Annotated in this window: 11 protein-coding genes; 6 read left to right on the top strand and 5 right to left on the bottom strand. The window is 66.6% G+C overall.

Annotation, left to right across the window (positions count from 1 at the left end; genetic code table 11):
* Nucleotides 1–98 precede the first annotated feature (98 nt).
* The 4 genes from AU252_RS03815 to AU252_RS03830 form a co-directional block, all read right to left on the bottom strand.
* Complete coding sequence (locus AU252_RS03815) at nt 99–1,223, bottom strand: adenylate/guanylate cyclase domain-containing protein (protein ID WP_058929580.1); 1,125 nt, start codon at nt 1,221–1,223, stop codon at nt 99–101.
* On the bottom strand, nt 1,213–1,812 hold the full coding sequence (locus tag AU252_RS03820; protein ID WP_058929581.1) for a PH domain-containing protein: 600 nt from the start codon (nt 1,810–1,812) through the stop codon (nt 1,213–1,215). Before AU252_RS03820 ends, AU252_RS03815 begins: the two co-directional genes overlap by 11 nt.
* The gene (locus AU252_RS03825) at nt 1,805–2,713 is read right to left on the bottom strand and encodes a biotin--[acetyl-CoA-carboxylase] ligase (RefSeq protein WP_058929582.1); all 909 of its coding nucleotides are present in this window, start codon (nt 2,711–2,713) and stop codon (nt 1,805–1,807) included. The genes AU252_RS03820 and AU252_RS03825 overlap by 8 nt, the downstream gene beginning before the upstream one ends.
* 68 nt (nt 2,714–2,781) lie before the next feature.
* The gene (locus AU252_RS03830) at nt 2,782–3,669 is read right to left on the bottom strand and encodes an SDR family oxidoreductase (RefSeq protein ID WP_058929583.1); all 888 of its coding nucleotides are present in this window, start codon (nt 3,667–3,669) and stop codon (nt 2,782–2,784) included.
* A gap of 235 nt (nt 3,670–3,904) precedes the next feature.
* Here AU252_RS03830 and AU252_RS03835 point away from each other — a divergent pair, with 235 nt between their 5' ends.
* The 4 genes from AU252_RS03835 to AU252_RS03850 all read left to right on the top strand — a co-directional run bounded on the left by AU252_RS03835 (nt 3,905) and on the right by AU252_RS03850 (nt 9,129).
* Nucleotides 3,905–5,488: an acyl-CoA carboxylase subunit beta gene (locus AU252_RS03835; protein ID WP_058929584.1), complete on the top strand. Its 1,584-nt coding sequence runs from the start codon at nt 3,905–3,907 to the stop codon at nt 5,486–5,488.
* Nucleotides 5,485–5,712 carry an acyl-CoA carboxylase subunit epsilon gene (locus AU252_RS03840; protein ID WP_058929585.1) on the top strand — a complete coding sequence of 76 codons (228 nt, stop codon included), beginning with the start codon at nt 5,485–5,487 and terminating at the stop codon, nt 5,710–5,712. The genes AU252_RS03835 and AU252_RS03840 overlap by 4 nt, the downstream gene beginning before the upstream one ends.
* A gap of 9 nt (nt 5,713–5,721) precedes the next feature.
* Nucleotides 5,722–7,407: a DUF885 domain-containing protein gene (locus tag AU252_RS03845; protein WP_058929586.1), complete on the top strand. Its 1,686-nt coding sequence runs from the start codon at nt 5,722–5,724 to the stop codon at nt 7,405–7,407.
* Between the two features lie 258 nt (nt 7,408–7,665).
* Nucleotides 7,666–9,129 carry a dicarboxylate/amino acid:cation symporter gene (locus AU252_RS03850; protein WP_058929587.1) on the top strand — a complete coding sequence of 488 codons (1,464 nt, stop codon included), beginning with the start codon at nt 7,666–7,668 and terminating at the stop codon, nt 9,127–9,129.
* Nucleotides 9,130–9,224: 95 nt separating this feature from the next.
* Here AU252_RS03850 and AU252_RS03855 read toward each other — a convergent pair whose 3' ends face one another.
* Nucleotides 9,225–9,803: a hypothetical protein gene (locus AU252_RS03855; protein WP_058929588.1), complete on the bottom strand. Its 579-nt coding sequence runs from the start codon at nt 9,801–9,803 to the stop codon at nt 9,225–9,227.
* A 160-nt stretch (nt 9,804–9,963) separates the two neighbouring features.
* Here AU252_RS03855 and AU252_RS03860 point away from each other — a divergent pair, with 160 nt between their 5' ends.
* Nucleotides 9,964–10,653 carry a TetR/AcrR family transcriptional regulator gene (locus AU252_RS03860; protein WP_058929589.1) on the top strand — a complete coding sequence of 230 codons (690 nt, stop codon included), beginning with the start codon at nt 9,964–9,966 and terminating at the stop codon, nt 10,651–10,653.
* A gap of 1 nt (nt 10,654) precedes the next feature.
* Nucleotides 10,655–13,180, top strand: a complete 2,526-nt coding sequence (locus AU252_RS03865; RefSeq protein ID WP_058929590.1) for an MMPL family transporter — start codon at nt 10,655–10,657, stop codon at nt 13,178–13,180.
* The last annotated feature ends 5 nt before the right edge of the window (nt 13,181–13,185 follow it).

Raw genomic sequence — 13,185 nt, forward strand, 5'->3', positions numbered from 1 at the left:
ACTCCGGCCGGGCCGATGTACGGTCCGCTGCAGCCGGGCACAACCGACTATAGCGGCATTCACCATCAAGTGGATAAATACGTGGGGACGGTAACCGGCTAGTCGAGGACCAGGCCTTTTCCTTGACCGCGTGCCAGAAGCACGGGATGGATTTCGCCGAACCCTCGGACATTTTCAGCCGGCTGCGGAACGAGAATGAAGCGCTTGTCCTGGTCCAGCGCGGAAGCAGTCATGGAGTCGATCAGGACGGTTCCCGGATCCGCCAACGTGGTGAGCCGGGCGGCGAGGTTGACCGTAGGGCCGTAGATGTCCCCCAGCCGGGACAGTATCCGGCCCCAGACCATCGCCACCCGCGCTTCGGGCAGGATCTCGTCCTCAGTGAAAGCCTGTGCCAGGGCCAGTGAGATCTCGGCCCCGGCAGCCGGCGTTTCCGCAATGTACAGGACTTCGTCGCCTACGGTCTTGACCAGGCGCCCGCCGCCAACGGAAATGATCTCGGCGCATTTGTTCTCAAAGCGCTGGACCAGCCGGGCGAGGGTCTTTTCATTCATCCGGCGGGAGAGGCTCGTATAGGAAACCAGGTCAGCAAAGCCGACGGCGCGGGCCAGCGGCAGCGGGGCGTCGTCTTCATCGCCGTCGCGGCCTTCTTCGCTGGCCTGCAGGCCGGCTTCGGCGCGCACGGCCAGGCGTTGCACGCCGGCATTGAGTTGCCGCCGCCACGAATAGACCAGCATCTCCTCTAGTGCATCCAGCAGGGAGGGAAGTTCCTTCACCAGGCGCTTGCGGGCCACAGCGTCCGTGACGCCCTGCTCGTGGACCATGTCCTCCACCAGGGCCTCGATCTGCCAGACCACCATGCGGTCGGTCATCTGCCCGATGGACCGGGTCACGGAGATGGCGGCTTCCTCGGTCAGCACCCCGGTGCGGACCAGGTCAACCACGGTGGACAGCGCAGCCTGATCCCGTTCGGTGAAGGCGACGTCTTCGTCGCCGAAGTTCGGGAAGCCGAGGGCACGCCACAGCTTCCGGGCCGAAAGGAGGGACAGCCCTGCGCCGGCAGCCACCTCACGGCGCCGCAGCTTCCGTTCGCCGCCCAACAGCCGGGTCTCTAGAGCCTTGGCAGCCACTCGTTCGGGAGAGAGTGTGCCTGTTGCCGGGTGGGCAGTTTCGGGCACGGCGGGAGTCGGCAGGTCCGCTTCGTCCCGCTGGTCCTCATCGTTCATCGTCTCCACCTTCTCTCAACTCCCACGGCAACGCTTCGTCTGTGTAATCCGATATCTCATCAGTCCCCGGGTCCCCGCCCACAGGCAGTTCGTCAATCGCATCCAGCACGAAGTCCCGGAACCGCACTGCTTCCGGGACGTCCTGGATGTTCACCACACCTTGGTACCCGGTTTCCAAGGATATATTCCCGGAGCGCAATATGCGCTGCAGCACCGACTGGTGGACCGTCACGTTGCGGATCGACGCGAGGTTGACCTGCTCGTCCCGGCGCCGCATCATGCCGTAGCGGGCAACAATCCGCCTGCTCGTGAGGATGTACCGGGTTGCCTGCCACCGCAGCAGCCGAGGCAGGCAATATGCCAACCATATCCACGCAGCGGCCAGGACGCATGCCAGGACGATCCACGGTGTCCAGTCAGCGGAAGCCACCGGCACCAGCCGGGTAGCCTCACCCCGCACGGTCCAGGCACTGGCAAAAGCTGCAGCGGCCGGTGCCGCAATGAAGGCTGCGGCCGGGCCGGCCAGCTTCCTCGGCTGCGGGCGGGTGATCGTAATGACCTGCTCGCCCGGCACGAGGCCTTTACGCATAGCCGCTTTCAGCGCCCTGGCCCGGCGGGGTCCACGGGCGCAGGTGGACAACATCGCCGGCGGTGACCACATGCTCGCGGCGGTCCTTGTCCACCACCAGCAGTGAGCCGTACTCGTCCAGCCTCGAAGCGTGCCCGATGATCTCGTGGTCACCGGGCAGCTGCGCGCGCACCTGCTTGCCCAGCGTCACCATGGCGGACTCCACCCGTTTGTGAAGCGAAGGGCCACCGGCAATCCCGGCGGTGGGGTCGCCGTCGGCATTGCAGAAGCCGCGGTAGAGCACGGCGAAATGGGCGAGGTAGCTCTTGAGCAGCACGGTCCGATCAACGGTCAGCGGTTCTTCCAGGGCAACCGACGTCGCTGTGGGCACCGGGAGTTCCGACGCGGTCAACGTCACGTTCAGGCCGGTCCCCAAAATGACCGGAGGAACAGAACCGTCCCCCATGGGCCCCAGCTGGGCCAGGATCCCGGCGATCTTGCGGCCACGGACCAGGACGTCATTGGGCCACTTGAGCTCGGCCGGAAGGCCCGCGGTCTCAAGAAGCGTCTCCCGCAGCGCCAGCGCGCCCAGCAGTGACAGCCACGAATACGTGTGCGTGGGCAGGGGCCTGCCCTCGGCATTGGCGGGCCGCAGGACCAGGGACACCGACACCGAGCTCAGCGGCGGCGCTTCCCACCGCCGGTCCAGGCGTCCGCGGGCAGCGGTCTGGTACTCGGCCGTCAGCACCGACAGGTCCGGCCACTCCTTTGGCTCAACCGTCACCGAGCGCAGGAGGTCCGCGTTGGTGGAACCGGTGGAGTCCACCACCACCACCTTGGCGATGCCTGTGGCCGCCAGGAAATCCTGGTCCGCCAAGGCTCCACGATCCAACGGATTTCCTGGGGTGTGTGAGTCATCCATGGTTGAATCCTATCGACTCAGGCGCCGCCGCTGGCTGATCCCACAGCCACATGACTGGAACCTGCGGCTCAGAGGAATATGTCCGGAACCAGGCGATCCTCCGCGGCCCCGAGGCTGTACGGACGGAAGTCGGTGACACCCGCCGCGCGGAGCACCTGTTCGTCCGTATAGAAGTTGCCGCTGGGTGCACCGGGGCCGGCCAGGTTGCTGCCGGTCAGGACGGCGTGGGCTGCGTCGGCCATGATCTGTGGTCCGCGCGCGGCCTGGACGATCTCCTGGCCGCCGGGCATGTTCCGGATGGCCGCGGTATCGATGAGGGTGCACGGCCAGAGCGAGTTGACGTTGATGCCGTCGGCCTTGAGTTCTTCGGCAAGGCCCAGGGTGGTGAGGCTCATCCCGTATTTGGCCATGGTGTAGGCCAGGTGCCTGCCTGCCCAGTGGGGGTCAAGGTTCAGGGGCGGCGACAGCGTCAGGATGTGTGCGTGGGCCGATTTGCGCAGGGCGGGCAGTGACAGCTTGGACAGCAGGAACGTGCCGCGGACGTTGATGTCCTGCATCAGGTCGTAGCGTTTCATGTCCACGTCGTCGGTGGTGGAGAGATCGATCGCGGACGCATTGTTGAGCACGATGTCGATCCCGCCGAAGCGTTCGACGGCGGCCGCCACGGCTCCTGCGACGTCTTCGTCGCTGCGCACATCACCGACGATTGCCAGGGCGTTGCCCCCGGCAGCCTCCACCTGCTCGGCGGCGCTGAAGACGGTGCCTGCCAGCTTGGCGTGGGGCTGGCCGGTCTTGGCCATGAGGACAATATTGGCACCGTCCTGTGCGGCCCGGGTGGCAATGGCCAGCCCGATGCCGCGGCTGCCGCCGGACATCAGAATGGTGCGGCCGCGAAGGGACCCGGAGGCCTGGTACGGCGTTGCGGCAGTGGACCTTGCGTCGTTGCTGGAAGTCATGGCTCCACTGTAGCCGAGGTATGTTACTGGTGAGTAACATTGGGCTGGCCGCTGGAGAGTGCGGAAAATTGTAGGTTTTCTACAGTCGTCCCACGCAGATGCGTCATTAGACTAGCCAGCAGGGTTCGTCTTTTGTGTGGAATCTACTTAAATCCCGCGCCTGACCTGCCAGATACCACCGCACGCAGCCCCACATTGTTACAGCACCAATCTGCTACAGAGCCGGAGACACTTGATGAGCCACGATCTGACAACGACAGCGGGAAAGATCGCCGATTTCCGCGACCGCCAGGCCCGTGCAGAACAACCCTCCGGCCCCGAAGCCATCGAAAAGCAGCACGCCCGCGGCAAGAACACCGCCCGCGAGCGCGTGGACCTCCTGCTGGACGAAGGCTCGTTTGTGGAGCTTGACGCGCTGGCCGTGCACCGCTCCACCGCCTTCGGCATGGAAAAGAAGAAGCCGCTCGGCGACGGGCTGGTCTCCGGCTACGGGACCGTGGACGGGCGTCCCGTTGCCGTCTACAGCCAGGACTTCTCGGTCTACGGCGGATCGTTGAGCCAGGTCAACGGCGAGAAGATCGTCAAGGTCCAGGAATTCGCCCTGCGCAACGGCTGCCCTGTAGTGGGCATCCTCGACGGCGGCGGTGCCCGCATCCAGGAAGGCGTGGCCTCCCTGGCCATGTTTGCCGACATCTTCCGCAATAACGTCCACGCTTCCGGCGTCGTCCCGCAGATCTCGCTCATCATGGGACCGTCCGCCGGCGGCGCGGCCTACTCCCCCGCCCTCACGGACTACGTGGTGATGGTGGACAAAACCTCGCACATGTTCATCACGGGACCAGACGTCATCAAGACCGTCACGGGCGAAGACGTGGACATGGAAACCCTCGGCGGCGCCCGCCAGCACAATGCCAACACAGGCACCTCCACGTACCTGGCCTCCGACGAAGCCGACGCCATCGAGTTCGTCCGCGAGCTGCTGGACTTCCTGCCGTCCAACAACCTCTCCGAGGCCCCGGTGCTGGAGCACCAGCAGGAGCTGGAGATCAACGACGACGACCTCGCCCTGGACACGCTCGTCCCCGACTCGGCCAACCAGCCGTACGACATGCGCACAGTCATCGAGCAGATCGTTGACGACGCACATTTCCTGGAGATGCAGTCCCTCTACGCCCCCAACGTGATGATCGGCTACGGCCGGGTTGAGGGACACACCGTGGGCATCGTGGCCAACCAGCCGCTGCAGTTCGCCGGCACGCTGGACATTGCAGCCTCGGAGAAGGCCGCCCGCTTCGTCCGGAACTGCGACGCCTTCAACATCCCCATCATCACCCTGGTGGATGTCCCCGGCTTCCTGCCCGGCAAGGACCAGGAGTTCCAGGGCATCATCCGCCGCGGCGCCAAGCTGCTGTACGCCTACGCCGAAGCCACCGTCCCCAAGCTGACGGTCATCACCCGCAAGGCCTACGGCGGCGCGTACATCGTGATGGGCTCCAAGAAACTCGGCGCGGACCTGAACCTTGCGTGGCCCACTGCGCAGATCGGCGTGATGGGCGCCCAGGGCGCCGTCAACATCCTGTACCGCCGCGACCTGGCCGCAGTTGCCGAGGCCGGCGGGGACGTTGAGGCCCGGCGCGCCGACGTTATCCGCCAGTACGAAGAAGAGTTGCTGAACCCCTACCAGGCCGCCCAGCTGGGCTACGTGGACGCGGTCATTGCACCTTCCGATACCCGGGGCCAGATCATCAAGGGCCTCCGCGCCCTCCGCGACAAGCGGGCGAGCCTGCCCACCAAGAAGCACGGGAACATCCCGCTGTGAGTGCGGACAAGCCGTTTGTTGACGACGCGCAAGCCCTGCTTTCTGTGGTCAAAGGGCAACCGTCGGCCGAAGAGCTCGCGGCGCTGACCGCCGTCGTGCTTTCCCTGGGCAGCGCGGACGCTGTGGCCGCCGGGAAGCCCACCGCCCGCGACTGGGTGCGCCGCCAGCAGCTGCGGCTCGCCCCGACGCCGGGTCCCGGCGCCTGGAGGCGGAGCCGGGGTTAGGCTCGTGGGGTGACTACCGAAGCCGCCCCCGCCGCCCGTCCGCACTCCGCCATCGATGCCGTGGCGGATGACTATACCGACACACTTATCCGCCTGAACCCCTCGCTTGCCACCGAGTTGGGGCTGCCGGGGCATGAGACCGAGTACCCGGATTACTCCCCCGCCGGCATCGCCGGTTTCGCAGCGGAAGCCCGCAAGGCCCTTGCTGCCCTGGAGGGCCTCACACCCCAGGACGACGTCGATACCGTCACCCTGGACGCCATGCGGGAACGGCTGGGCCTCCAGTTGGAAATCCACGAGTCCGGCTGGGACGTGGCGGAGCTGAACAACATCGCCTCCCCCGCACAGGACATCCGGGCCATTTTCGACCTGATGCCCACGGACACCGCTGAGCACTGGGAACACATCGCCGGCCGCGCGCTGAACGTCCCCGGCGCCCTCCGCGGCTACACCGAATCACTGCGCCGGGCCCGGGACGCGGGTAAAGTCGCGGCCGAACGCCAGGTCTCCATCGTCATCGAGCAGACCACCAAATACGCCGCCGAAGACGGCTTCTTCGCCAAGCTCGCCACCGAGGCCCGGACTGCGGACGGTCCCCTGCCGGGCGAAACGCAGGAGACGCTCGACGCCGGTGCTGCCGCTGCCCGGGGTGCCTACCGGGAGCTCGCGGAGTTCCTCCGCACGGAACTGCTCCCTGCCGCCCCGCAGCAGGACGCAGTCGGCCGGGAACGCTACGCCCTGGCCTCGCGCTCCTTCCTGGGCGCCGCCGTCGACCTCGAAGAGACCTACGCCTGGGGAGTCCAGGAACTCGACCGGCTCATCGCCGAGCAGGAAAACGTTGCGTCCATCATCAAGCAAGGGGCCAGCATCGAGGAGGCCAAAGACGTCCTCAACAACGACCCTGCCCGCCAACTCAAGGGCACAGAGGCCCTCAAGGCGTGGATGCAGGAACTCTCGGACAAGGCAGTTGCCGAGCTTGCCGGCGTGCACTTCGAGATCCCGGACGTGATGAAGAAGCTTGAATGCCTCATCGCCCCGACCGACGAGGGCGGCATTTACTACACGGGCCCCTCGGATGACTTCAGCCGTCCCGGCCGGATGTGGTGGTCAGTTCCCGCCGGCGAGGACACCTTCACCACCTGGGCCGAAACCACCACGGTCTTCCATGAAGGCGTCCCCGGCCACCACCTGCAGGTGGCCACCGCCACCTACCGGCGGGAACTGCTGAATAAATGGCGGCGCAACATCTGCTGGACCTCCGGCCACGGCGAGGGCTGGGCCCTATACGCCGAAAAGCTTATGCAGGAACTCGGCTACCTGGCCGATCCCGGCGACCACATGGGCATGCTGGACATGCAGCGGATGCGGGCGGCCCGCGTGGTGTTCGACATCGGCGTCCACCTGGAACTGGAGATCCCCGAACGCTGGGGCAGCGGAACATGGACCCCGGAGGCGGGCTACGACTTCCTCAAAGAGAACCTGCCCATCAGCGAAGGCCAGCTCAAATTCGAATTCACCCGCTACCTCGGCTGGCCCGGCCAGGCCCCGTCCTACAAAGTGGGACAGCGCCTCTGGGAACAGATCCGGGCCGACCTCGAAACCCGGCCCGGCTTCGACCTCAAGGCCTTCCACACCAAGGCACTGAATGTCGGCTCCGTAGGCCTCGATACCCTCCGCCGGGCGCTGCTTTCGTAGGTCCACCCCGGATGGGGCCCCGAGGGGCCCCATCCTCGGCGTGCTGCTCCTTCGTCGCTCTGACGCACGCTGCCGGATGCGCCCCCTCCGAGCCGGGTTCGGTGAGACTCTTGCCACATCCGGGCTGGGAATAACTTCACAATTGCCTTGATTTGCGCCGGATTTGCGGGGACATCTGGGCTTCGAAGGCGATGGGGCGGAGTAACATTTCTCAACATCTGTTCGCCGTGATAAGAAACCCGGGCCTAGCGTGTTCTGGTGAGCACTCAAACCCGCACCCCCGAATCCGCAGGAAAGACCGGCTTCCAGCTGCCCAAGTGGGCCGGCTCGTTCGGTTTCCAGATCATCGCCGCCCTCATTGTGGGCCTGGGCCTAGGCCTGCTGGCCAAGTACACGGGCAGCACCAAGGAGGCCCCCAACGGCCTCGGCGCCACGCTGCAGACCATTGGGTCCAGCTACGTTTCACTGCTGCAGACCGCGGTGGTTCCGCTGATCTTCACGGCCGTGGTTAGCTCGATCTCGAACCTGCGCCAAGTCTCCAACGCCGCCAAGCTGGCCTGGAACACCCTGCTGTGGTTCGCCATCACGTCCCTGATCGCGGTCGTGATCGGCATCGGCCTCGGCGTGCTCCTGCAGCCCGGCGCCAACACCGGCATCACCCAGGAGGCCAAGTACGCCGGCAAGTCCGGTGACTGGTGGTCCTTCCTGATCGGGCTGTTCCCCAAGAACTTCCTCGGCCTCGGTGCCAGCTCCACCGTGACTGAAAGCGCCACCGCGGCCACCACAGTCAGCACCTCCATCAGCTTTAACGTGCTCCAGATCCTGGTGATTGCCATCGCCGTCGGCGTCGCCGCCCTCAAGGTGGGCAAGGCTGCCGAGCCGTTCCTGAACCTCAACGCTTCGGCGCTGGCCGTCATCCAGAAGGTCCTCTGGTGGATCATCCGCATCGCCCCGCTCGGCACGGTGGGCCTGATCGGCAACGCCGCGGCCGTGTACGGCTGGGACACCATCGGCGCGCTCGGCAAGTTCACCTTCGCCATCTACGTTGGCCTGGCCCTGGTGCTGTTTGTGGTTTACCCGACGCTGATCCGCTCGCACGGCCTGTCCGTGAAGCAGTACTTCTCCGGGGTATGGCCCGCCGTGCAGCTCGCGTTTGTATCCCGCTCCTCGATCGGAACCCTGCCGCTGACCCAGCGCGTCACTGAGCGCAGCCTCGGTGTTCCCCGCGCCTACGCTTCCTTCGCCGTACCCCTGGGCGCCACCACCAAGATGGACGGCTGCGCCGCGATCTACCCCGCGATCTCCGCCATCTTTGTGGCCCAGTTCTTCGGCGTCCAGCTGGAGGTCAGCCACTACCTCCTCATCGCCCTCGTCTCGGTCCTCGGTTCCGCCGCAACGGCCGGCACCACCGGCGCCGTGGTGATGCTCACCCTGACGCTCTCCACGCTGGGACTGCCCCTGGCCGGCGTCGGACTCCTGCTCGCGGTGGACCCCATCCTGGACATGGGCCGCACCGCGGTCAACGTCGCGGGCCAGGCCCTCGTGCCCACCATCGTGGCCAAACGGCAGGGCATGCTCGACGAGGCGCTCTACAACGCACCCCGCAACGGCACTCCGTTTGTGGACGACGACGCCGACTCCTCCGCTGCGGATCCTTCCGCCGTCGCCGGAGGTACTGACTCTCCGGAAGCCGGACGCGAACTGGCCGACGCGAAGGCCTGACGCACGGCTCGAACAGCAAACAGGAGAAGTCCCCGGGAAGTGCTCCCGGGGACTTCTCCTGTTCGGTGCCGGGTTTCGCTCAGCCCGGCCTTTCGTTAGCGGCCGCCACCTCCGATGACTCCGTTCTGGACAGCCTTGGTCACGGCGTCGGCCTCGGCCTGGGTCAGCTTGCCGTCTGTGACGGCCTGGTCCAGGCGCGTCTTCAGAGCCGCGGCGCGATCTGCCTGTTCGGCGGTGCGCAGCTCTTCAAGCGCCGCCGTGACCTTGGCCTCGTCGATGCCGAGCGTCGCCGCGAGGGACTTCGCGAGTTCAGCCTGCTTCGCGGCCGGGTCCGGCCGGGTTCCTTCAGTTCCGTCGGCCGGCGGGGTGGTGGGCTTGTTGGCCTCGCGGTAGGCCTTCAGGGCCTCCGTCACCTTGGCCTCGTCCACGCCCAGCTTGGTGGCAAGTTCCGCTGCGTCCACGCCGCGGAAGCCGCCGTGGCCATGGCCGCCCCGCATGCCTTTCCCTTCAGCTGGGGCAGTGCCGGTGCCCCCGTCGGCTGAGGCGCTTGAGCTGGCGCTGGGGGTGGGCGTCGGCGTCGTGGTTGCGGACGCCATGCCGGCGACGCCGATCCCGGCGCCAAGGGCCAGCGCGGTGGCCGTGAGGCCAAGGGCAATTCTCTTTGTGCGTACCATTCTTGTCTCCTGGATCTGCCGTCCGGTGACGGCTGGTGAAGATGTCCCAGACGGGACTCTTCCAGTCTTCGGCGGCAGGTTCAGGCTCAGCTGTCGGGAACCTTTCATCTTCCTGTGAATCAACTTGCGCGGCGTGCAAACTTGCACGTAGTGTAATTTCATGCCCGAACTTCTCTCGCGCCGTGAGCTGAACAAAGCCGCCACCCGCCAGGCCATCACCGATGCCGCCCTGACCCTGCTGCGCGCCCAGGGACCCGGGAATTTCACGGTGGAAGACATCGCCGAATCTGCCGGGATCTCGCGCCGCACCTTCTTCAACTACTTCAGCAGCACCGAGGCCGCCCTGGCCTCCATGACGCACGGGTTCCTGGACAACGCCCTTCAGCAGTTCCGGCAGCGGCCCGCCGACGAGCCCATCCTCGAATCGGCGCGCGCGGCCCTGATGCAGCTGGCCGACCCCATGACGGTGGCGCCCCTGGCTGAACTCTTCACCCTCACCCAGGACAACGCGGTCCTGTCCCGGTCCGAACTCGAGGCGTGGGACCACTGCACCGAAGAGATCATCAGCGCGGCCCGGGAGCGCTTCGCCGGAACCCCGGGCGCCGTCGTCGACGAACTGTACCTGCGCGCCCTCGCAGGCTCCGTCATCTCCTGCGGGAAGGCGGCCATGGACGTGTGGTTCGCCCGATGCGGCGCCGATCTCTCCCCCGCATCACTCGCTGTGCTGCGGCAACTGCTCATTGACGCCATGGGCCACCTCGGCTCCGGCTTCGGCAGCCCCGTTCCGGCAGCCAGCCCCTCCGCGACGTCCACAACTGCCACTACGCACCTCAACAAAGAACGGCTCTGACATGGCCCTGCTGCTCTACCGCCTCGGCAAGTTCTCCTACCGCCACCGCTGGCTGGTCATTTCGCTCTGGCTCGCCGCGCTGGTGGCCGTCGGCGGCTCAGCAGCCGCCTTCCACGGCACACTGTCCAACAACTTCCAGATTCCGGGCACTGAGACGCAGCGGATCGCGGACAAGCTGAAGCAGGAACTGCCGGCAGCGTCGGGCGGCTCTGCCACGATCGTCTTTGAAGCCCCGGAAGGCGGCTTTACTGACGGCAGCCGCGCCGCCGTCACGGCTGCCCTCACCAAGCTTGGTGACCTGCCTGACGTCAAGGCCACGGTGGATCCCTTCGCCACGCAGGCCCAGCTGGACAAGGCCGGGCAGGCCATCGCCGACGGCGAGCAGCAGCTTGCCGCGGGCCAGGCCCGCCTGGATGCCTCACGTGCCGAGCTCGACGCCGGCACAGCGCAGCTGAACGGCGCGGAGCAGCAGCTCGCTGCCGGCGGCGCAACCCCGGCAATGATCGAGGCCCAGCTCGGAGCGCAGAAGGCCGCCCTGGCACAGGGCCAGGCAAAGCTCGACGCCGGAACCCAGGAACTGCAGGCCGCCAAGGCCAAGCTCGATCTGGGCAAGCGGCAGGCGGAGGCATCCGGCGGGATCCGGTTTGTCTCGGCGGACGGCCAGGCTGCCGTGGCACAGGTGCAGTTCAACACCTCCATCAACGCCCTCACCCCGGCGGTGCGCCAGCAGGTCCAGGACATCGCGCATGAGACTTCGTCCGTGGGCGTGACGGCGCTGGCCAGCAAGGAAATTACGGAAGACATTTCAGAACTGTTCGGCACGACCGAAATCATCGGCATCGGTGTGGCGGCCCTGGTCCTGATCCTGATGCTGGGGACGCTCATCGCCGCGGGCCTGCCGCTGCTGATGGCCGTCATCGGCGTTGGTGTCGGGGTGGGCATCACGTTCGCCCTGTCCGGCGCCTTCGAGATGAGCTCCATCTCCCCCATGCTCGCGCTGATGCTTGGCCTCGCCGTGGGCATTGACTACTCCCTGTTCATCGTCAACCGGCACCGGACCCAGCTGCTGGCAGGCATGGACCCCGAGGAATCCGTGGCACGCGCCACCGGAACCTCGGGCAACGCCGTGCTTTTTGCCGGCCTGACGGTCATCATTGCCCTGGCCGCCCTGGTGGTGCCCGGGCTGCCGTTCCTGAGCGTGATGGGCCTGGCAGCAGCAGGCACCGTCGCGGTGGCCGTCCTGGTGGCGCTCACCCTGACCCCGGCCTTGCTGTCCCTGATCGGCCGGCGCATCATTTCCCGGCGGGCCTGGGCCAAGGCCGATGCCCACAACGCCGAGGCCGGCCACGAGGTTGCCGACCAGGCCAAGGATGAGGAAAAGAGCACCCGGGGCTGGGGCGGCCTGGTTACCAGGCACCCCGTTGTGGCGCTCGTCGCCGGTGTACTCCTGCTGGGAACGCTGGCCCTGCCCGCCGCGCAGCTCCAGTTGGCACTGCCCGACGGCGGCTCCGAACCGGTGGACTCCGAGGCTTACCAGGCCTATGACGTCACCGCCCGCAGTTTCGGCGAAGGCGTCACCGGCCCCATTGTGGTGGTGGGTGAATTCCCGGCCGGCCTGGACGAAGCCCAGGCCCAGGAACTGCAGTATGACGTCGCGGACCTGATCCGGGGCGTGGACAACGTGGTGGCAACGGTGCCCGTGGCGCTGAGCGAGGACCGCCGCACCGCCGTATTCCAGGTCATCCCGGAAGAGGGGCCCGCCAAGGCCGGCACAGTGCAGGTCGTGAGCGAACTCCGCGAACGCGGCACCCAGATCCAGGCCGAAACGGGGGTCACCATCGGCCTGACCGGGCAGACCGCCGGCAACATCGACGTCTCCGCAAAACTCGGTGACGCCCTGCCGCCGTACCTGGCGATCGTCGTCGGGCTTTCCCTCATCCTGCTGCTGCTCGTATTCCGCTCCATTGTGGTTCCCCTCCTGGCAACCGGCGGTTTCCTGCTGTCCCTGGCCGCCGCGTTCGGCCTGGTGGTGGCCGTCTACCAGTGGGGCTGGCTGGGCGGCGTGTTCGACGTCGCCAATCCCGGCGCGGTCCTGAGCTTCCTGCCGATCATCCTGATCGGTGTGCTGTTCGGCCTGGCGATGGACTACCAGGTGTTCATCGCGTCGGGCATGCGCGAGTCCTATATGCATGGCGCGCCGGCGAAAAAGGCCGTGCGCATCGGCTTCAGCCATGCCGGCGCCGTGGTGACCGCCGCCGCGATCATTATGGTCAGCGTGTTCGCCGGCTTCATCTTCAGCCACCTGACCATGGTCCGGCCGCTGGGCTTCGCCATGGCGTTCGGTGTGCTGCTGGACGCGTTTGTGGTCCGCATGACCATCGTGCCGGCTGTGATGTACCTGCTGGGCGAAAAGACCTGGTGGCTGCCCAAGTGGCTGGACCGGATCCTGCCGGACGTGGACGTGGAGGGCGCCCGGCTGGAACGCCGCGAAAACGCGCCGCAGAAGCTGACCGAGCCCGTCCACTAGGCTGA

Source organism: Pseudarthrobacter sulfonivorans, from assembly GCF_001484605.1.
Taxonomy (GTDB): domain Bacteria; phylum Actinomycetota; class Actinomycetes; order Actinomycetales; family Micrococcaceae; genus Arthrobacter; species Arthrobacter sulfonivorans_A.